This is a genomic window from Lentzea jiangxiensis, assembly GCF_900104175.1.
Classification (GTDB): domain Bacteria; phylum Actinomycetota; class Actinomycetes; order Mycobacteriales; family Pseudonocardiaceae; genus Lentzea; species Lentzea jiangxiensis.
On the sequence record NZ_FNIX01000006.1, the window covers coordinates 64375 to 83256 of the forward strand.

Annotated in this window: 22 protein-coding genes and 1 tRNA gene; 14 read left to right on the plus strand and 9 right to left on the minus strand. The window is 70.9% G+C overall.

Annotation, left to right across the window (positions count from 1 at the left end; all coding sequences use genetic code 11):
• Window positions 1-137 precede the first annotated feature (137 nt).
• Together BLQ91_RS19310 and BLQ91_RS19315 are read left to right on the plus strand one after the other, a co-directional pair.
• Window positions 138-1385 (plus strand): MurT ligase domain-containing protein, encoded by a 1248-nt coding sequence (locus BLQ91_RS19310; RefSeq protein WP_245733670.1) that lies wholly within the window; start codon window positions 138-140, stop codon window positions 1383-1385.
• Window positions 1378-2085, plus strand: a complete 708-nt coding sequence (locus tag BLQ91_RS19315) for a type 1 glutamine amidotransferase (protein ID WP_090098665.1) — start codon at window positions 1378-1380, stop codon at window positions 2083-2085. The genes BLQ91_RS19310 and BLQ91_RS19315 overlap by 8 nt, the downstream gene beginning before the upstream one ends.
• Here BLQ91_RS19315 and BLQ91_RS19320 read toward each other — a convergent pair.
• A complete protein-coding gene (locus tag BLQ91_RS19320; RefSeq protein WP_090098669.1) occupies window positions 2045-2635 on the minus strand; it encodes a TetR/AcrR family transcriptional regulator in 591 nt (196 codons plus the stop codon). The genes BLQ91_RS19315 and BLQ91_RS19320 overlap by 41 nt on opposite strands.
• A gap of 113 nt (window positions 2636-2748) precedes the next feature.
• On the opposite strand from BLQ91_RS19320, the gene BLQ91_RS19325 reads away from it, so the two are divergent.
• Entirely contained in the window at window positions 2749-4236 is a 1488-nt protein-coding gene (locus BLQ91_RS19325; protein WP_090098312.1) for a flavin-containing monooxygenase, read from the plus strand.
• Here the strand turns inward: BLQ91_RS19325 and BLQ91_RS19330 are convergent.
• Window positions 4220-5254: a zinc-dependent alcohol dehydrogenase family protein gene (locus BLQ91_RS19330; protein ID WP_090098314.1), complete on the minus strand. Its 1035-nt coding sequence runs from the start codon at window positions 5252-5254 to the stop codon at window positions 4220-4222. The genes BLQ91_RS19325 and BLQ91_RS19330 overlap by 17 nt on opposite strands.
• A 111-nt stretch (window positions 5255-5365) precedes the next feature.
• Between BLQ91_RS19330 and BLQ91_RS19335 the strand changes: the two genes are divergently transcribed.
• The 3 genes from BLQ91_RS19335 (at window position 5366) to BLQ91_RS19345 (ending at window position 8189) form a co-directional block, all read left to right on the plus strand.
• Complete coding sequence (locus BLQ91_RS19335; RefSeq protein ID WP_218130324.1) at window positions 5366-6508, plus strand: carboxylesterase family protein; 1143 nt, start codon at window positions 5366-5368, stop codon at window positions 6506-6508.
• Complete coding sequence (locus BLQ91_RS19340; protein WP_090098318.1) at window positions 6505-7266, plus strand: class I SAM-dependent methyltransferase; 762 nt, start codon at window positions 6505-6507, stop codon at window positions 7264-7266. The genes BLQ91_RS19335 and BLQ91_RS19340 overlap by 4 nt, the downstream gene beginning before the upstream one ends.
• A 311-nt stretch (window positions 7267-7577) precedes the next feature.
• On the plus strand, window positions 7578-8189 hold the full coding sequence (locus BLQ91_RS19345; RefSeq protein WP_245733671.1) for a TetR/AcrR family transcriptional regulator: 612 nt from the start codon (window positions 7578-7580) through the stop codon (window positions 8187-8189).
• On the opposite strand, the gene BLQ91_RS19350 is transcribed toward BLQ91_RS19345, so the two are convergent.
• Window positions 8186-8407: a DUF3618 domain-containing protein gene (locus BLQ91_RS19350; RefSeq protein WP_090098321.1), complete on the minus strand. Its 222-nt coding sequence runs from the start codon at window positions 8405-8407 to the stop codon at window positions 8186-8188. The two genes, BLQ91_RS19345 and BLQ91_RS19350, sit on opposite strands and share 4 nt — an antisense overlap.
• A gap of 109 nt (window positions 8408-8516) precedes the next feature.
• Here BLQ91_RS19350 and BLQ91_RS19355 point away from each other — a divergent pair.
• A tRNA-Leu gene (locus tag BLQ91_RS19355) sits at window positions 8517-8590 on the plus strand.
• Between the two features lie 111 nt (window positions 8591-8701).
• Here the strand turns inward: BLQ91_RS19355 and BLQ91_RS19360 are convergent.
• The gene (locus BLQ91_RS19360; RefSeq protein ID WP_090098323.1) at window positions 8702-9100 is read right to left on the minus strand and encodes a hypothetical protein; all 399 of its coding nucleotides are present in this window, start codon (window positions 9098-9100) and stop codon (window positions 8702-8704) included.
• 746 nt (window positions 9101-9846) lie between these two features.
• On the opposite strand from BLQ91_RS19360, the gene BLQ91_RS19365 reads away from it, so the two are divergent.
• Entirely contained in the window at window positions 9847-10461 is a 615-nt protein-coding gene (locus tag BLQ91_RS19365; protein ID WP_245733672.1) for a DedA family protein, read from the plus strand.
• A gap of 441 nt (window positions 10462-10902) precedes the next feature.
• Here the strand turns inward: BLQ91_RS19365 and BLQ91_RS19370 are convergent, their stop codons facing one another.
• Window positions 10903-11949, minus strand: coding sequence for an FAD-dependent oxidoreductase (locus tag BLQ91_RS19370; RefSeq protein ID WP_090098329.1), 1047 nt, complete (start codon window positions 11947-11949; stop codon window positions 10903-10905).
• 86 nt (window positions 11950-12035) lie between these two features.
• Between BLQ91_RS19370 and BLQ91_RS19375 the strand changes: the two genes are divergently transcribed.
• The 5 genes from BLQ91_RS19375 to BLQ91_RS19395 all read left to right on the plus strand — a co-directional run bounded on the left by BLQ91_RS19375 (window position 12036) and on the right by BLQ91_RS19395 (window position 15784).
• Window positions 12036-12770 (plus strand): hypothetical protein, encoded by a 735-nt coding sequence (locus tag BLQ91_RS19375; RefSeq protein WP_245733673.1) that lies wholly within the window; start codon window positions 12036-12038, stop codon window positions 12768-12770.
• Between the two features lie 7 nt (window positions 12771-12777).
• Window positions 12778-13806, plus strand: coding sequence for an LLM class flavin-dependent oxidoreductase (locus tag BLQ91_RS19380; protein ID WP_090098331.1), 1029 nt, complete (start codon window positions 12778-12780; stop codon window positions 13804-13806).
• A gap of 337 nt (window positions 13807-14143) precedes the next feature.
• The gene (locus BLQ91_RS19385; protein WP_090098334.1) at window positions 14144-14671 is read left to right on the plus strand and encodes a hypothetical protein; all 528 of its coding nucleotides are present in this window, start codon (window positions 14144-14146) and stop codon (window positions 14669-14671) included.
• A gap of 22 nt (window positions 14672-14693) precedes the next feature.
• Complete coding sequence (gene bcp, locus BLQ91_RS19390) at window positions 14694-15161, plus strand: thioredoxin-dependent thiol peroxidase (protein WP_090098335.1); 468 nt, start codon at window positions 14694-14696, stop codon at window positions 15159-15161.
• Window positions 15162-15445: 284 nt separating this feature from the next.
• Window positions 15446-15784 (plus strand): DMT family transporter, encoded by a 339-nt coding sequence (locus BLQ91_RS19395; protein WP_090098337.1) that lies wholly within the window; start codon window positions 15446-15448, stop codon window positions 15782-15784.
• 49 nt (window positions 15785-15833) lie between these two features.
• Here the strand turns inward: BLQ91_RS19395 and rdgB are convergent, their stop codons facing one another.
• On the minus strand, window positions 15834-16436 hold the full coding sequence (rdgB, locus tag BLQ91_RS19400; protein WP_090098339.1) for an RdgB/HAM1 family non-canonical purine NTP pyrophosphatase: 603 nt from the start codon (window positions 16434-16436) through the stop codon (window positions 15834-15836).
• A complete protein-coding gene (gene rph, locus BLQ91_RS19405) occupies window positions 16433-17200 on the minus strand; it encodes a ribonuclease PH (RefSeq protein ID WP_090098342.1) in 768 nt (255 codons plus the stop codon). The genes rdgB and rph overlap by 4 nt, the downstream gene beginning before the upstream one ends.
• 49 nt (window positions 17201-17249) lie before the next feature.
• Here rph and BLQ91_RS19410 point away from each other — a divergent pair, with 49 nt between their 5' ends.
• Window positions 17250-17744 carry a DUF2231 domain-containing protein gene (locus tag BLQ91_RS19410; RefSeq protein ID WP_245733674.1) on the plus strand — a complete coding sequence of 165 codons (495 nt, stop codon included), beginning with the start codon at window positions 17250-17252 and terminating at the stop codon, window positions 17742-17744.
• On the opposite strand, the gene BLQ91_RS19415 is transcribed toward BLQ91_RS19410, so the two are convergent.
• Both BLQ91_RS19415 and BLQ91_RS19420 read right to left on the minus strand, forming a co-directional pair.
• Complete coding sequence (locus BLQ91_RS19415) at window positions 17702-18118, minus strand: OsmC family protein (RefSeq protein ID WP_090098346.1); 417 nt, start codon at window positions 18116-18118, stop codon at window positions 17702-17704. The genes BLQ91_RS19410 and BLQ91_RS19415 overlap by 43 nt on opposite strands.
• On the minus strand, window positions 18115-18882 hold the full coding sequence (locus BLQ91_RS19420) for an MBL fold metallo-hydrolase (protein WP_090098348.1): 768 nt from the start codon (window positions 18880-18882) through the stop codon (window positions 18115-18117). Before BLQ91_RS19420 ends, BLQ91_RS19415 begins: the two co-directional genes overlap by 4 nt.

Below are 18882 nucleotides of genomic sequence, written 5' to 3' on the forward strand. Positions count from 1 at the left end.
GGTGTCTTCGCTGTCTTGCTGACAGGAACGACACTGCTGGGGCGATCTCCAAAAAACCTGCAACGCGTCTCCAGAAGTCCTGCAAGCGAAGCGAGCCGGGCAGAAGCCGCTCCGCGAGCGCCGGTAGAGTCGCCGGGGTGAACGATTCCCCCGCCCGCCTTCCCCTGCGCACCGCAGCCGCCGTGAAGCTGGGCAACCTGAGCTCCACGCTGTCGCAGAAGATGGGCCTCGGCGCCGGTGGCATGATCGGCGGCCGGGTCGCGCTGAAGCTTGACCCCCAGGCGCTGGGCCACCTCACGCAGGGCCGCAGGGTCGCCGTCGTGACGGGCACCAACGGCAAGACGACCAGCACGATGATGCTGGCGAGGGCCGTGGGGGCGCTGGGCGAGGTCGCCACGAACCACAGCGGCGCGAACATGCCCGACGGCCACGTCACGGCGCTGTCGAAGCAGCCGGACGCCCCGTACGCGGTCCTGGAGTGCGACGAGGCCTACTTCCCGGCCGTCTCGGGCGCCAGCAACCCGGCCGTCGCGGTGGTCCTGAACCTGAGCCGCGACCAGCTGGACCGCGTCGGCGAGGTCCGCACCATCGAGCGGTCGCTGCGCGACGCCATCTCCAAGCTGCGGAACTGCACGATCATCGCCAACTGCGACGACGTGATGGTGACGAGCGCGGCCTGGAACGCCGCGAAGGTCGTCTGGGTCGCCACCGGCACCGGCTGGCACCACGACTCGGCGAGCTGCCCGCGCTGCGGCAGCCCGATCAGCTGGCAGGGCGAGCACTGGCACTGCACGGGCTGCGACCTCGCCCGCCCGCATCCGAACTGGATCACCACCGACGAGGCGATGATCACGCCGGAGCACCAGAAGCTCGAGCTGCGCCTCACGCTGCCGGGCAAGTTCAACCAGGCCAACGCCGTCATGGCGGCCGCCGCCGCGTACGCGATGGGCGTCCCCGCCGACGAGGCGGTGCGCCGTCTGCGCGGCGTCTCGAACGTGAGCGGCCGTTACCGCACGATCCAGCGCAACGGCCGCAGCGCGCGCCTGTTGCTCAGCAAGAACCCGGCGGGCTGGAGCGAGACGCTCACGGTCGTCAAGGAGGCCCACCACCCGGCCGTCCTGGTGATCAACGCCCAGGAGGCCGACGGCCGCGACCTGTCCTGGCTGTGGGACGTCCCGTTCGAACGCCTGCAGGGCCGCACGGTCATCGCATCCGGTGAACGCGCCACGGACCTCGCGGTGCGTCTCACGTACGCCGAGGTCCAGCACACGATCGTGCCCGACCCCCTGAAGGCCATCGACCAGCTGCCGCAGGGGGCGGTCGAGGTCATCGCCAACTACACCGCGTTCCGCGACTTGAATGCCAGGGCTGCCGCTGATGAGTGAGTCGACTGTCCAGATCGCGCTCGTGCTGCCGGATCTCCTCGGCACGTACGGGGACTTCGGCAACGCCGTGGTCCTCGAGAAGCGCATGACGTGGCGCGGGATCAAAGCCGAGATCGTGCCGATCAACTACGGCCAGCCGGTGCCGGACTCGTGCGACATCTACGTCGTCGGAGGCGGTGAGGACACCGCGCAGACGCTGGCGGTCAAGCACCTGCGCGAGCACCCCGGCCTGCAGCGCGCCGTCACGAAGAACGCCGTGGTGCTGGGCGTCTGCGCCGGCATCCAGATCTTCGGCGAGAGCTTCACCCGTGCCGACAACGTCACCCACCCCGGCATGGGCCTGATCGACTCGACCTCCCACGCCGGCGGCAGCCGCGCGATCGGCGAGGTCGTCGCCGAGCCCGCCGACGGCCTGTTCGCGGGTCCGCTGACCGGGTTCGAGAACCACCAGGGCCGCACGGTGCTGGGTCCGGCCGCGCGTCCGCTGGCGCACGTCAAGGTCGGCACGGGCAACGACGGCAGCGTCGAAGGCGCTGTTCAGGGCCGGATCGTGTGCACGTACCTGCACGGGCCGGTGCTGCCGCGCAACCCGGCGCTCGCGGACATGCTGATCGAGTGGGCGACCGGGACCAAGGTCGCGCCGATCGACCTGCCGGCCGTCACCGCCATGCGGGCTGAACGGGTCCGGGCAGCTTCTTAAAGCGATCGGCCACCCCGGGCCAGATCACCGCCATCACGTAGTCGGTCGCGAGCGCGGGTCCCACCGAGGGCCTGCGCTCGCACCACACCGCGAGCCGTTCACACGCGCCGACGACGATCTCCGCGAAGGCCTCCGCCTCCAGCGGGTCGATCTGCGGCGCGAACGACACCAGCACGGACCCGATCATGTCCGTCTGCTGCTGCCGGATCCCCTCGACCTCCTCCTGCGCCGACGGCACCGCGATCGCCGCCTCCTGCCGCAGCAGGGCCCAGGACCGCTGGTGCTCGACGATGAACTCGAAGAACGCCCGCAGCCCGAGCCGCAGGAACTCCTCCGGCCCCGCCGCGCCCGCGATGGCCGCCGCCGTCTTCTCGCGCAACTCCGTGCGCGCACGGTGGATGCAGCCGATGAGCAGGCCTTCCTTCGAGCCGAAGTACTCGTAGAGCATCGGCTTCGAGACGCCGACGCGTTCGGCGATCTCGTCCATCGACGTGGCCAGATACCCCTGCTCGGCGAAGATCTCCTCGGCGACGGTGAGCATCTGCGCCATGCGCTGGGCCTTGGGCATGCGGCGGCGCGGAGCAGTCACGAACGGAGTCTACCGCTCGTAACTTACTTCGAGTAACCTACTGCGAAGTAGCCACCGCGAGCGGAGGGAACCCCATGCACCGAGAGACGAAGGTCCTCGTCATCGGCACCGGCTTCTCCGGCCTGGGCATGGCCGTCGAGCTGAAGCGCCGCGGCGAGCACGACTTCGTGGTTCTCGAGAAGGCCGCCGACCTCGGTGGCACGTGGAGGGACAACTCCTACCCCGGCTGCGCGTGCGACGTGCCGTCGCACATGTACTCGTTCTCGTTCGAGATGAACCCGAAGTGGTCGCGGATGTTCGCGCAGCAGGGCGAGATCTTCGACTACCTGCGGCGGGTGGCCGAGAAGTACCGGCTGCGGCCGCACATCCGCTTCGGCAGCAAGGTCTCCGGCGCGCGGTGGGACGACGAGGCCAAGCACTGGAACGTCACGACCGAACAGGGCGACACGTACACGGCGAAGGCGCTGGTCGCCGGCGTCGGCGCGTTGCACATCCCGAACATCCCCGAACTGCCGGGCATCGAGAACTTCGCCGGCAAGACGTTCCACAGCGCGCAGTGGGACCACGACCACGACCTCACCGGCAAGCGCGTGGCCGTCATCGGCACCGGCGCGTCCGCGATCCAGTTCGTCCCGGAGATCGCGGGACAGGTCGGGTCGATGAAGATCTTCCAGCGCACGCCGCCGTGGATCATGCCCAAGGCCGACCGCGAGATCAGCGGCTGGGAGCAGAAGCTGTTCCGCGCCCTGCCCGTCACCCAACGGCTCTACCGCAACTTCGTCTACTGGATGCGCGAGTCGTCCGCGCTGGGCTTCGCGGTGAACCCGAAGATCATGCAGTTCGCGCAGGGCATCGCGTTGCGGCACCTGAAGAAGCAGGTGCCCGACCCCGCTCTGCGCGAGAAGCTGAAGCCCGACTACACGATGGGCTGCAAGCGCGTGCTCATCTCCAACGACTTCTACCCGGCGCTCGGCTACCCCAACGTCGACCTGGTGACCGACAAGGTCTCCGAGGTCCGCGAGAACTCCATCGTGGACAGCGCGGGCGTCGAGCACGAGGTCGACGTCATCATCTACGGCACCGGTTTCCACGTCGTCGACTCGTTCGACTACCTGGACATCCAGGGCAAGAACGGCGTCGACCTCGCGAAGAAGTGGCGCCAGGAGGGGATCGAGACCTACTACGGCATCACGGTCTCGGGTTTCCCCAACCTGTTCTTCCTGCTGGGCCCCAACACGGGACTCGGGCACAACTCGGTCGTGTTCATGATCGAGTCGCAGATCCGGTACGTCTCGCAGTGCCTCCGGCTCCTCGACCGGCACCGCGCAGCGGAGCTGGACGTGCGGTTGGAGGCCCAGCAGGAGTTCAACTCGGAGATCCAGCGCAAGCTCAGCAAGGGCGTCTGGACCCAGGGCGGCTGCAAGAGCTGGTACCTCGACGCGCAGGGCGTGAACCGCACCGTGTGGCCGGGCTTCACCTGGCGGTACTGGATGCGGACCAAGCGCGTGCGCGCCGAGGACTACGTGCTGACCGCCGCCAGGAAGGCTACGGCCGCACGATGACCTTGAGGGCGGTCCGCTCGTCCATCGCCCGGTAGCCCTGGGCGACGTCGTCGAGCGAGACCGTCCTGTCGAAGACGGGACCGGGGTCGATCCGGCCGGCCAGCACGTCGGCCAGCAGCTCCGGCAGGTACGCCCGCACGGGCGCGATGCCGCCACCGATGGCGATGTTGCGCCCGAAGAGCTTGCCCAGCGGCAGCCCCGGCATCTCGTGCGGCACGCCGACGTAGCCGATCCTGCCGCCGTCGCGCACCACGCCCATCGCGGTCTCCCACGACTGCTCGGTGCCGACGCACTCCAGCACCGCCGACGCGCCGAGGCCGCCGGTCATCTCCTTGACCCGCTCGACCGCGGCCTCGCCGCGTTCGGCGACCTGGTCCGTGGCACCGAAGAGCTTCGCGATCTTGGCGCGGTCCTCGTGGCGGCCCAGCGCGATGATCCGCTCGGCGCCGAGCCGCTTGGCCGCGAGCACGCCGCACAGCCCGACCGCGCCGTCCCCGACGACCGCGACGGTGCTGCCGGGACCCGCACCCGCGCCGAGGGCGGCGTGGTGACCGGTGCCCATGACGTCGCTCAGGCTGAGGAACGCGGGCAGCAGCTCCTGCGGCGCGTCCGCGGGCACCCGGACGAGCGTGCCGTCCGCCTGCGGCACCCTCACGGCCTCGCCCTGCCCGCCGTCGCTGCCCTTGCCGCCCCAGAACCCGCCGTTGCGGCACGACGTCTGCAGCCCGGCCTGGCAGTACGCGCACGTGCCGTCGCTCCACACGAACGGCGCGATGACGCGGTCGCCCACGTTGACGGACCGGACCGCGCTGCCGACCTCCTCGACGATGCCGAGGAACTCGTGCCCGATGCGCTGTCCCGCCTCGCGCTTGGCCACACCCCGGTACGCCCACAGGTCGCTGCCGCAGATGCACGCGAGCTCGACCCGGACGACGACGTCGGCGGGCTCCTGGACCGCCGCGTCCGGCACCTCCTCGACGCGGATGTCTCGGGTGCCGTAGATCGTCGTAGCCCGCACCGGGCGCCTCCTCTGATTCGTCGTACAACCCCCTGCATCGTGCTCCTGCCGCGGGCTTCACGCCGAATCGAGACGCTGTGGAATTGGTTACGCGTGCCTACCATCGGAACCGTGCTGATCAACGCCGAAGGTCTCGTACGAGCGCGCGGTGTCCGTTACGCGACGGCATCCCGGTTCGCAAAGCCCGAGCCGCACGAGTGGGACGGCGTGGTCGACGCCGGCGAACGCGGTCCCGCGTGCCCGCAGCCGCCCTCGGCGCTCGCGGCGCTGGTCGGCAACTCGGTCGAGGGCCTGGCGTTCGACGAGCACTGCCACGTGCTGAGCGTGACGGCTCCCGCCGGCGCCTCCGGGTTGCCGGTGATGGTCTGGTTCCACGGCGGCGCGTACGTGACGGGCAGCGGTGAGTCGGTCAAGTACGACTGCGACCTGCTGGCGTCGGAGGGCGTCGTGGTCGTCCGCGTCAGCTACCGGCTCGGCGTCTTCGGGTACCTGCGGGACAACCTGGGACTGCTCGACCAGCTCACCGCGCTGCGGTGGGTGCGGGACAACATCGCCGCGTTCGGCGGCGACCCGGCGAACGTGACGGCGTTCGGCCAGTCCGCGGGCGCCGACTCCGTGTACGCGCTGATGCTCACCGACACGGAGGGCCTGTTCCACCGGGCGGTCCTGCAGAGCGCGCCGCTGGGCACCCGCGGTCCCGAGCGGGCCGAGATGACGGCCGCGCTGCGGTCGTCGGTCTCCGTGGACGCCTCCACACCCGCCGACGACGTGCTCGTGGCGCAGATCGCCGTCGTCGCCGAGGTGGGGCCCCGGTTCGGTCCGTCCGGCGCCATGCCGTTCGCCCCGGAGCTCGGCGAGGTCGACCTGGCCGCGGCGGCGTCCCGCGTCGAGCTGCTCGTCGGGCACACCGCGGACGACGGCAGCCCCTACGTGCCGAGCCGCGAGCACTGGGAGGTGGTGACGGAGCTGATCTTCGCGGGGCCCGCGCGGCAGCTCGCCCGGGACTGGGAGGCGGCGGGCGGTCAGGTCGCCACCTACAGGTTCCAGTGGGCGCCACCGGGCGCTCCGCTGGGCGCGTGCCACTGCATGGAGCTGCCGTTCCTGTTCGACCCGGCCGGCTGGTCGGGCGCGGGCATGCTGGCCGGGCACGAACCGGACGTCGGGCTGGCGAAGACCGTTCGGGGGCTGTGGGCCGGCTTCGCGCGGAACGGGATGGACGCCCTGCCGTCGAGGTCGCTTGAATTCGACGCGTGACCGACCGCGAGAGACTGCGCACGACGTTCGGCTCGGACGCGGCCCGCTACCACCGGGCTCGTCCGTCGTACCCCGCCGAGCTGTTCGGCCGTCTGCGGGGCCCGCGGATCCTGGAGATCGGTCCCGGCACCGGTCAGGCCACGCTGCCGCTGACGGCGCTGGGACACGTGACGGCGGTCGAGCTGAGCCCCGATCTGGCGACGCTCGCCCGTGCGCACGCTCCCGCCGCCGACGTGGTCGTCGCGGACTTCGACTCGTGGCCGTTGCCGGGCGAACCGTTCGACCTCGTGGTGTCCGCGACGGCGTTCCACTGGCTCGACCCGGCCACCCGGATGGCCCGCTGCGCCGCGGCGTTGCGGCCCGGCGGTGCGCTGGCGGTGATCTCGACGCACCACGTGGCGGGCGGCACCGAGCAGTTCTTCGTGGACGTGCAGGAGTGCTACGAGCGCTGGGACCCCTCGGCCCCACCCGGGCTCCGGCTCCCCCGCGCCGCGGACGTCCCGCGCGAGTTCGACGACAGCCCCAAGTTCGAGGAGCCGGAGTTCCACCGGTACGAGTGGGACCGGGCCTACGACACCGAGGCGTACGTGGACCTGCTCCTCACGTATTCGAACCACATCGTGCTGCCGACGCGGGACGAACTGGTCGCGGACATCCGGTCGCTGATCGACACGCGCTTCGGCGGCCGGGTCGTGAAGCGGTACCTGACCCAGCTCGCCGTCGCCCGTGTCAGGGCCGCCGGGACCGGCCGGCCGTGACCAACGCCGCGCCGCCTCCCGCCACCAGGGTGAGGCCGGTGAGGCCAGCGGGGCCACGTCGAAGCCGGAGCCGGCGTTACTCCGGACAGGCGTCGAGACCTCCGATGGACCGGAACTCTTCCCGGTACTCGACCGGTTGAGCCGCCGGAAAGGCAGGAGCTGTCCCGTGCGCCGTTCAAGAAGCCGCGGACCGCAACACGAGGCAACAAACCGGGTGCTGCTCACCCTGCGGGGTGGGCAGGACGCCTAGGATGTGCCGCCAAAGGGGCGGGGAGACACGCATGAGCCGTGCCCTTGTACGAGGAGGTGGCATGGCCGTGTCGACAACGGCGTTCAACGAGGGCAGGGTCCCCCAGCGGGGCCGTCCTCGCGACGCCAGCAGGGACGACGCATTACGTCAGGCAGCGCTAGAGGTGATGGCCGAGGTCGGGTACCGCGCCCTCACCATGGACGCCGTCGCGGCCCGCGCGCGAGCGGGCAAGGCGACGATCTACCGGCGGTGGGAGTCGAAGCTCGATCTCGTGATCGACACGTGCACCCAGCTCGCGACGCAGAACCTCGCGGCACCGGACACCGGCTCGCTGGCCGGGGACCTGCGCGAGTTCCTCTCGTCGTTCGCCGCGTTCCTCTCCGGACCGATCGGCAAGGCCGCGCAGGCACTCGTGGGTGAGCTGCCGCACGAGCCCGAGCTGGCAGCGGCGTTCCGGGAGACGTTCCTGATCTCGCAGCGCGACGTGCTGCGCGGGATCCTCGACCGCGCGGCCGACCGGGGCGAGCTCAAGGCGGACGCCCCGCGCGGCATGGCGGTCGAGATCGCGGGTGCCGCGCTGATCTACCGGCTGATGCTCACCGGTGACCCGCTCGACGAGCCGTTCGTGGAGAAGGTCGTCGAGCAGGTGCTCCTACCGTTGGTGCACGCTTAGCGGAACAGCTTGCGCACCAGCGCGAAGCCGACCACCGCGCCGACCGCGATCAGCGTGTACTTCACCTGGGGCCTGCTCAGCACCTCGAGCACGGACGACTTGCCCTGCTCGACGAGCTTCTGCGGGTTGGCGCGCTCGCTGAGCTCGTCCAGGGTGGCGGCCAGCGCGGTGCGAGCCTGCTCGATCTCGCGCTGGATGGTGTCGGGATCGCGAGCCACATGTCCTCCTAGCAGCGGTTCTGCCCGCAACCGTAGTGGACGGCGGGGAGCGCGGCTTCGCGCGACCCGCGAGAGCGAGTACACGGACGCGCTATAGGCTTCCGCTCGAGGGGTCGTAGCCCAATTGGCAGAGGCACTGGGTTTAGGTCCCAGCCAGTGGGGGTTCGAGTCCCCCCGACCTCATTGAGCAGCGGTTTTCAGTGGTGCGCCGAGGGGATCGCTCCGCGGCGCACCACGGCCGCGGACCGCTCCCCGCCGTAGAGCCGCACCGACTCCAGCTGCTCGAACCGGCCGTCACCCGTGAAGGTCAGCAACGAGCGCGGCCAGCAGCACCCGGTCCGGCGGCAGGCCGCACGCCGCCACCGCGCCGTCGATCCCGAAGCCGCCCGCCCACTGCGAGACGCACCGGAACACGTGCTGCTCCTCGGCGCTGAGGCGGTCGTAGCTCCACCCGATCGCCGCGCGCAGGCTCCGGTGCCGTTCGGCGGCGGCGCGGTTGCCGCGGGCGAGCAGCTCCAGGCGGTCGTCCACCCGCGCCAGCAGCTCCGGCACGGGCAGGACGGTGACCAGCCGTGCCGCGAGCTCCAAGGCCAGCGGGAGGCGGTCCAGCCGGGCGGCGAGCTGGTGCCCGTCCCCGAGCCTGAGCCCGACCTGGCTCGCCTCGCCCTGTCGGTGAACAGCCGCACCGCGCACGCGATCGACAACGGCGGCACCGCGAACAGCACCTCACCCGGCACCCTGACCGGCTCCCGGCTCGTCGCCACGACCCTCAGACCGGGACACGCGAGCAGCAACGGCTCCAGCAGCGCAGCACACTCAGCTGCCCGGTGCTCGCAGTTGTCCAGCACCAGCACCTTCCGGCCCGCCAGCGCCAGGACCAGGGTGCTCAGCGCGGGATCCGCGGCTCCCAGCGCGTCCGCGCACGCCCTCGCGACGTCCGGCACCGTCGCGAGGTCGACCCACGTCACCGCCTCGGCTCGGGTGAACTCCTCGGCCAGCCTGCTCTTCCCCACCCCCGCCGGTCCGACGAGCGTGAGCACGCGCGCGTCCGCGAGCCTGGTGAGACGACCAAGTTCGGCACCACGGCCGACGAAGCTGCCGAGCGCCGGCGCGGGTTCGTTCACGCGCCGCCGGTACGCGCGCTGGCGGCAGGCGTTCGAGCAGTACCGCGCCCGCCCGCACCGGAGGTGGCGGCCGGAGCGCCGCAGATCACACACGTCCCCACCAGGTCGGCCATCAGCGGAGCATCGTAGCCGGACGACCACGCGCCCGACCGCGCTTCCGGTGCGGTGTGGACGAACGGCCCGCCTCCGGTCCTTTCTGGACTTCGCCCGGCGCCCCTAGTGGTATCCCCCCACCTCCCCGGTGGGGTTTCCCCCACCCCAATCCTGCGGATCACCCCAATGTCCCCCGCCTCCCACCTCCGTACCGTGGAAGCCATGAACTTGGTCGACTGGGTCACCGACCTGATGCACACGGCCGGCGCACCCGGAGCGGCTTTGGCGATCGCGCTGGAGAACCTGTTCCCGCCGCTGCCCAGCGAGGTCTTCCTGCCGCTGGCGGGCTTCACCGCCGCCCAGGGCAAGATGTCGCTGCTCGACGCCGTCCTGTGGACCACGTTCGGCTCCGTCGCGGGCGCCCTGCTGCTGTACTGGGTCGGCGCCCGGTTGGGCCGCGAGAGGGTCCGCCGCATCGCCGCCCGCATGCCCCTGGTCCGGGTGTCCGATGTGGACAGGACGGAGGCCTGGTTCCTCCGCAACGGCTACCGCGCCGTCTTCTTCGGCCGCATGATCCCGGTCTTCCGCAGCCTGATTTCGATCCCGGCAGGCGTGGAACGCATGCGATTAGCACCGTTCGTCGCGTACACGGCGGCCGGCAGCCTGCTGTGGAACACGGCGCTGATCCTCGCGGGCTACCTGCTGGGCGACAACTGGCACCTGGTCGAGCAGTACGTGGGCCTGGGCTCCAAGGTGGTCCTGGGGCTGGCCGTGGTCGCCGTGGCGGTGTTCGTGGCGACACGCCTCTCGAAGAAGCGGGCGGACGTCCCCAGCTGACCGGCCGCCTCCGACATCAGCCCGCCGCCACGCGCCCGCCCCGCGGTCCACGCCATCCGGCCACGCGGTCAGCGCCACCCGACACAGTGCCTGGACGCCAGAACAGCGCTGGCAACCCACCACCGCACCACGCTCGACCCGATTTCACTCACGCTTCCAGCCAGGCCACCACTCGACACGTCATCCCTGACCGAGCTCGCACCGCACCCAGCCCACAGCCACGGCGGCAGCAACCTCAACCCCGCCAACCCTCAACCCCACCGACCTTCTGCCGCGTCGCCCCTCTGCCGCGTCGAACTCGGCCGCGCCGACAACCAGTCGCGTGAAGCTCGGCCACGCCACCGACCAACGCCCTGCTCCCACCCACTGGCGGCCAGCCTCACTCCGCCAGCCGCAGCCGCCAGTTCCGCCCGCAGCCACCCGCCCCGACCCACAAGCCCGCTACCCGGCCACCCTCAGCCCGTCCAAGTGCCCCATCAACTCCCGAACAGCACTCCGCCCAGCGCGGTTCGCCCCGATGGTGCTGGCCGAAGGCCCGTACCCGACAAGGTGGATCCGAGGGTCGGACACCACCCGCGTCCCGTCCACCTGGATCCCGCCCCCGGCTCCGCGCAGGTGCAGCGGCGCGAGGTGGTCCAGGTCGTGCCGGAACCCCGTCGCCCACAGGACCACGTCGGCGTCGAACCGCTCTCCGGAAGCCCACTCCACCCCACCAGGTGTGATCCGCGAGAACATCGGCCACCGGTCCAGCACCCCGGAGGCCAGCGCGGCCCGGGTCGCGTCGTTCAGCGGGAGCCCGGTCACGCTGACGACGCTGCGCGGGATCAGGCCGGCGCGGACGCGTTCCTCCACCATCCCGACGACCCAGCGGCCGTAGTCCTCGGTGAACGGTCCCTCGCGCCACACCGGTTCGTGCCGCGTGACCCACCGGGTCTCCGCTGCGAGAGGAGCGAGTTCCATCAGCAACTGCGTGGCCGACGCGCCGCCGCCCACGACGACGACGCGCTTGCCGGCGAACTCGTCGGGGCCCCGGTAGTCGGCGGTGTGCAGCTGGCGGCCCCGGAACGTCTCCTGGCCCGGGTAGTGCGGCCAGAACGGGCGGCGCCACGTGCCGGTCGCGTTGATCAGGCCGCGCGTGGTCCAGGTTCCGCCGGAGGTCTCGACCCCGAGCAACGAGCCGTGGTCCAAGACCTGCGTGACGTTAACCGGACGGATCACCGGCAGGTCGAAGAGCTGTTCGTAGCGGGCGAAGTACGACGGGATCGCCTCGTTGGCGGGTTCGTCGGGCGACGGCTGTTCGAACGGCATGCCGGGCAGCTCGTGGATGCCGTGCACGGTCCGCATGCGCAGGCTCGGCCAGCGGTGCAGCCAGGCGCCGCCCGGTGCGGGGTTCGCGTCGAGCACCACGTGGTCGACACCGCGTCGCTGCAAGAAGTACGAGGCGGACAGGCCCGCCTGTCCCGCGCCGATCACCACCACATCCGTCACACCTCGATCAACGGAACGGCGACACCGGTCCGTCCCACCTGTGAGCTACGAGACAACCGGCATGAGGAGCGCTAGCTTCCGGGAGGGTGCACCTACTTCTGACGATGGCGTTGCTCGCGACCCCCGTCCCCACGACGACGGCCTCCTACGCCGTCTACGACCGGATCACGCACACGCTGACGGGCCGGGACGTGCACAAGCCGTTCAGGTCCGCCTCGCTCGTGAAGATCCTGATCGCGATCGAGCAGCTGGAGACGCGCGGCGACGACCCGCGCATCGAACCCATGCTGCGCGTGAGCGACGACAGCGCGGCGAGCGAGCTGTGGGTCGAGAACGGCTGGGACCAGCTGGTCGTGCGCACGGCCGAGCGGCTGCGGCTCAGGGACACGCGGCCGCCGGAGAAGCGCGGCATGTGGGGCTACACCGCCGTGAGTGCCCATGACGTCGTGAAGATCTACCGGTACCTGCTGGAGGAAGCACACCCGAGGGTCCGGCACACGATCATGGGACACCTGCACCGGGCCGAGAAGTGCGCTGCGGACGGGTTCGACCAGTCGTTCGGGCTGCCGTCGGCGACGTGGCGGCCCGCGTTCAAGCAGGGGTGGTCGGGGTTCGGCGACCCGGTGAAGCCGTGCGTGGACCGGCCGCGGCCCCGTGCTCGGTGGGAGCCGGACCTGAAGTCGCCCGCCCTGCACACCTCCGGGACGTGCCTGTTCAGCATCGTCGCGGTGCTGACGCTGCACCCCGAGGGCACGAGCTACGCGAAGGCGTCGAAACGAGTTACCGGGCTCACGGAAGAAGTGACGAAGCATCGGTGTTGATCGATGTATGAGCCGCCTGAGCGACATCCCGCTGTCCGTACTCGACCTCGCCCCGATCACGTCGGGGTCGGACGCGACGACCGCGCTGCGGAACTCGCGGGAGCTCGCCCAGCAGGCCGAACGCCTCGGGTACCACCGCTACTGGTTCGCCGAGCACCACAACATGCCCGGCATCGCGTCCTCCGCGCCCGCCGTGCTGATCGGGCACGTCGCGGACGCCACGTCGACCATCCGCGTCGGCTCCGGCGGCGTCATGCTGCCCAACCACGCGCCGCTGGTGGTCGCGGAGCAGTTCGGCATGCTCGAGGCGCTGCACCCCGGCCGCATCGACCTCGGCATCGGCCGCGCACCCGGCACCGACCAGAAGACCGCGCGGGCGTTGCGGCGCACCGAGGCCGGTCTCTCCGCGGAGAACTTCCCGCAGGAGCTGACCGAGCTGATCAAGTACTTCGAGGGCACCGCCGAGCTCAACGCCGTGCCCGCGGCGGGCAACAAGCCGCCGATCTGGCTGCTCGGCTCGTCCGGCTACAGCGCGCAGGCGGCGGGCATGCTGGGCCTGCCGTTCGCGTTCGCCCACCACTTCAGCGCGCAGAACACGCTGCCGGCGCTGGAGCTCTACCGGCGGCACTTCCGGCCGTCCGAGGTTCTCCAGGAGCCGTACGCGATGGTGTGCGCCTCGGTGATCGTCGCCGACACCGATGAGCAGGCCCGCTACCTGGCGGGTCCGGGAGCGCTCTCATTCGTGCGGCTGCGCCAGGGCCGCCCGGCCCCGCTGGCCACGCCGCAGGAGGCCGCGGACTACCCGTACACCGAGACCGACGAGCTGGTGATCGAGGACCGCATGGCCAACCAGATCATCGGGTCCCCCTCGACGGCCCGCGCCGGGATCGACGAGTTGCTGGAGTCGACGGCGGCCGACGAGCTCATGGTGACGACCATCGTCCACGGCCATGATGACCGTTTGCGTTCGTTCGAGCTGCTCGGCGAGATCGCCGAACGGACGCCGTCGCTGGACCGTTCAGCCGCACATACGTGAGACGGTTACGCGTGAGCTTCACGTTTCGTACTACTGGTGCTGCTCTGAACGGGTGATAAACGGCTCCGCTTGTAGCGCGTGGCACACAGTGAGCGATGATCGGTATGAGCGCGCACGCCCCCCGACGCGCTCCCTAGCTTCACCAAGCGGCTTCGGCCGCAGGACGGCGTGGGGCCGGCGCTCTCTGTGGCGCCGCCCACGCCGCCCATCACGAGTCGGCCACGGCCCGGCACCAGGTCCGCTTCAGAGGCCACTTTCGTTCGCACTGCCCCCTTCGGCACCGTCACAGTTGACGTGAGTCGTCCACACCCACCGCCGGGGTGGGAAAGGGGAGTTCGTGAAGTTCGCCGAATCGGCCGCGGGCCTGTGCCTGCTCCTGGCCGTGGCGGGATGTGCGAGCTCCGGTGTCGCCGTCACCCCGGACGAGAACCTGACCGTCGAACAGCGAGCCGACACGCCCAACGCGTCCGGTGCCGCCGCGTTCGGCACCCAGCGCGTGTGGGCCTCGGGCCTCTCCGTCGTCGTGTCCGCTCCTCGCTCGCTGGCGCCGTCCGAGACGGCGATCCCCCCGGCCAAGCGCACCGCGGTCTTCACGATCACCGTCTACAACGGCTCCAAGGCCTCCTACCGCCTCTCCCAGCTCTCCGTCAGGGCGACGACCGACGGCCAGCCGGCGGCGGAGCTCGTCGACTCCGTGCAGGGCCTCAACGGCCTCGCCGCGGCCGTGGCGGAGCTCCCGCCGGGCCGCGACACGCAGCTGCAGCTCGCGTTCGCGGTCCCGGAGACGCCGACGAGGATGCAGCTGACCATCAAGCCAGGTGGACAGGGCCAGGACGCCCCGACCGTCTTCGAGGGCCAGGCGTAGCCGCGGGCATAGTCTCTGCGGCATGACCAGTCGTCTCGAACCTGGTGACACCGCACCCGCGTTCACGCTGCCCGACAGCGAGGGCAAGCCGGTGTCCCTGTCCGACTACCTCGGCAAGTCCGTGGTCGTGTACTTCTACCCGGCCGCGAGCACCCCGGGCTGCACGAAGCAGGCCTGCGACTTCCGCGACAACCTCGGCGCGCTCGCGGACTCCGGCTACGAGGTCGTCGGCATCTCCCCCGACAAGCAGGAGAAGCTCGCGAAGTTCCGCGACGCCGAAGGCCTCACCTTCCCGCTGCTCGGCGACCCGGACAAGCAGGTCCTGACCGAGTGGGGCGCGTTCGGCGAGAAGCAGAACTACGGCCGCACCGTCCAGGGCGTCATCCGCTCCACGTTCCTCGTCGGCCCCGACGGCAAGATCGTCAAGGCCATGTACAACGTCCGCGCCACCGGCCACGTGGCCAAGCTGCTGCGCGAACTCCCCGCCTGATCTCCACCCGCAGGTGAGGCCGCCGTCGCTTTCGTCGCGACGGCGGCCCTTTCTTCGGGTATGGTCGAACGGAGGGCGTGCACCAAAGCCGCCCCTGTTCCGGTGAGGGTGATACACCGTGTGTCGCGTGACGGCACCTAGCGGCCCCGACATCCCGTCTGATTTCGTCTTACGAGTCCACTTCCCCACGCGCGGCGGCTGACCAGGGCGTTTCGCCTCGACGTCATCCGTTCTCCTCAACACGCACGCCTTGTGCTGCGTGCATTTTGTGCTGGGAAAATTCAATGCTCAAGTGGATGTTGCTCGCCCTCGCCGTGGGCGCGGAGGTTTTCGCGACCCTCTGCCTGAAATACTCCGACGGTTTCACGAAACCCTGGCCGGTCGCAGGTCTGGCCGTCGGTTTCCTGACCGCCCTCTACCTGGAATCACTCGTGATCCGGATGGGCCTGCCGGTGGCCATCACCTACGCGATCTGGGCGGGTGCCGGCATCGCCCTGGTTGCCGTCACGAGCCGGGTGCTGTTCGCGGACCCGCTGAACCTCGCCATGCTCGGGGGCATGGCCCTGATCGCCGCCGGCGTCTGCGTCGTGTCGGTGGCCTCGCACGCCCAGGCAGCCGCCTGACGCGACGACGCCGGAGCCTGTGAACCGAGCCCCGGCGTCGTCGCCGGTACTACCGGGCGAGCTTGCGCAGGTGCGGGACCAGGAGCTTGAGGGCGCGGCCGCGGTGCGACTCCGCGTCCTTCTGCTCCGCCGTCATCTCCGCCGAGGTGATCTCGTACCCCTCGGGCACGAAGATCGGGTCGTAGCCGAAACCGCCGGTGCCGCGGCGAGCCCGCAGCAACGCGCCACGCCATTCGCCGCGCACGACGACCTCTTCGCCGCCGGGCACGACGAGCGCGACCACCGAGACGAAGGCAGCGCCGCGACGCTCGTCCGGCACGTCGCCGAGCTGTCCCAGCAACAGGTCCAGGTTGGCGTCGTCGTCACCGTGCCGGCCGGACCACCGGGCGGACAGCACGCCGGGCATGCCGTTCAGCTCGTCGACGGCGAGCCCGGAGTCGTCGGCGACCGAGACCAGTCCCGTGGCAGCGGCGGCGTCACGGGCCTTGGCGAGCGCGTTGCCCTCGAAGTCGGGCGCGGTCTCCGGGGCCTCGGGGAACTCGGGCACGTCGGCGAGCGACAGCACCTCGATGCCCTCGAGCGACTCGGCCACCACGATGCGCTGCAGCTCGCGGAGCTTCTTCGCGTTGCGCGAAGCCAGGAGCAGCTTCACCGCTTGCCCCCGGACTTCGGCTCCGGCAGCACGCCGGGGTACGGCTGCGCCAGCACCTCGGCCTGGATCCGGTTCAGCTCGGCGCACCCGCGCAGGGCTACGTCCAGCATGCGGTCCAAAGTGGACCGGGCGAACGTGGCGCCCTCGCCCGTGCCCTGGACCTCGATCAGGGTGCCGGCGTCGGTGGCGACGACGTTCATGTCGACCTCGGCGCGGGAGTCCTCCTCGTAGGGGAGGTCGAGGCGCACCCGTCCGTCCACGACGCCCACCGACACGGCGGACACCGCGCAGGACAGCGGCGACGGGTCGGCGAGGCGGCCGGCGGCGCCCAGGTACGTGACGGCGTCGGCCAGGGCCACGTAGGCGCCGGTGATCGCGGCCGTACGCGTGCCACCGTCGGCCTGGATGACGTCGCAGTCGATGACGATGGTGTTCTCGCCCAGCGCCGCCAGGTCGATGCAGGCCCTCAGCGACCGGCCGATCAGGCGCGAGATCTCGTGGGTGCGGCCGCCGATCCGGCCCTTCACGGACTCGCGGTCGCTGCGGCTGTGCGTGGCCGACGGGAGCATCGCGTACTCGGCGGTCACCCAGCCGAGGCCGGAGCCCTGACGCCAGCGGGGGACGCCTTCGGTGACACTCGCGGCGCAGAGCACGCGGGTGTTCCCGAACTCGACCAGGACCGAGCCCGCGGGCCAGGTCTGGTATCCACGCGTGATCCGGATGTCACGCAACACGTCGTCGTTTCGGCCATCGCTTCGCACCACGGCACCTACCCTAATGAACCCTGCGGAGCGCCATGGCGTAGGGAGAGACATGCTGACGATCGACGGTATTCCGCTCCACCCCCTGCTGGTGCACGCGGTGGTCGTGCTGCTGCCCCTCACGGCTCTGTGCGCGGTCGCGATCGCCTTGGTGCCCGCGTGGCGGCGCAGGTACTCCTGGGTCGTTCTCGGGGTCACGCTGGCCGGTGTCGCCTCCGTTCCGGCGGCGACGCGGACCGGGGAGGACCTCCAGGCAGGTCTCGCGCGCAACGGCGTGCAGAACCCCGTCATCCAGGCGCACGCGGACCTCGGCGACATGCTGCTGCCCCTCGCGCTCGGCTTCGGCGTCGCGGTGATCGCGCTGCTGGTCGCGGGCCGGCTCGCCGACCGGGAACGCCAGGCGGAGGCACCCGCCACGAAGACGTGGCGGGTGATCTCAGTCGTGGTGTCCGTGCTGGTCGTGGTGCTCGCGGTCGGCACGACGGTGCAGACCGTGCGGGCCGGTCACAGCGGGTCGGAGGCCGTCTGGAGCGGTGTCGGCAGCTGAAGCGGGGCCGTCGCCGACTGCTTCAGGGTGCGCGTGACCGTGCAGAACTGCTCCACGGCGCGGCGGACGACGACCTCGAGCGCCTCCGGGTCGTCGACGGCGGACAGGTCGTACGAGAGCGTCACGGGGATGGAGATCACCTCGTTGCCGCTCTCGGACTGCACCGCGTCCGCCCGCGCTGTCAGCTCGCCGCCGCCCGTTCTGCGCAGGATCAGCGTTTCCGACGTCACCACCGCGCAGCCCGCGGCCGCGGCGGCCAGGAGCTCGACGGGGCTGAACGACCCCTCCTGGCCCTTGCGCCCGATCCGCACGGACGCGCCGCGCCCGTTTGTGGCGACGAACTCGTGGTCACCGACGCGTTCGATCTCGATCATGTCTGCTCCCCCACCTCGTACCGGCCGCCCTGCACGACCAGCTCGCTCGGCCCGTCGAACGCCGACTTGGCCTCCTGCAGCACGGCCTCCCGCGACGTCCACGGCGGCACGTGCGTGATCAGCAACCGCCCGGCCCCCGCCCGTGCGGCCAGCTCACCCGCCTCGCGTCCCGACAGGTGCAGGTCGGGCTGGCGATCGGGAGCGTGGGTCCAGCTCGCCTCGCTCAGCAGCACGTCGACGCCCGAGGCCAGCTCGTCGAGCGCCGCGCACGGGCCGCTGTCGCCGGTGTAGGCGAGCGTCGCGCCACCGCACGAGATCCGGAACCCGTAAGCCTCGCAAGGATGTGCCACGACCGCGGAGTCCACCGTGAACGGTCCGATCCGGACCGTGGATCCGAGCGGGTGGAACGAGAACACGTCGCTGAAGTCCAGTGCCGAGCGCTCCGCCTCGTTCGGCGCGTAGGCGGCGATGAACCGCTCATGGGCCTCTGCCGGCGCGTGGACGGGCAGCGGCGACGACGGCGGGTCGGGGTGGTATTTCCTTGCCACGTAGAGGGAAGACACGTCCACGCAGTGGTCGGGGTGCAGGTGCGAGAGGACCAGCGCGTCCATCGAGAACAGCGGCCGCTCCTCCTGGAACCGCGACAGCACCCCGTTGCCGAACTCCAGCGCCAGCGTGAACCCGTCAGCCTCCAGCAGGTAGCCCGAGGCGGCCGCGCCGGGTCCGGGGATGCTGCCGGAGCAGCCGAGCACGGTCAGCAGCAC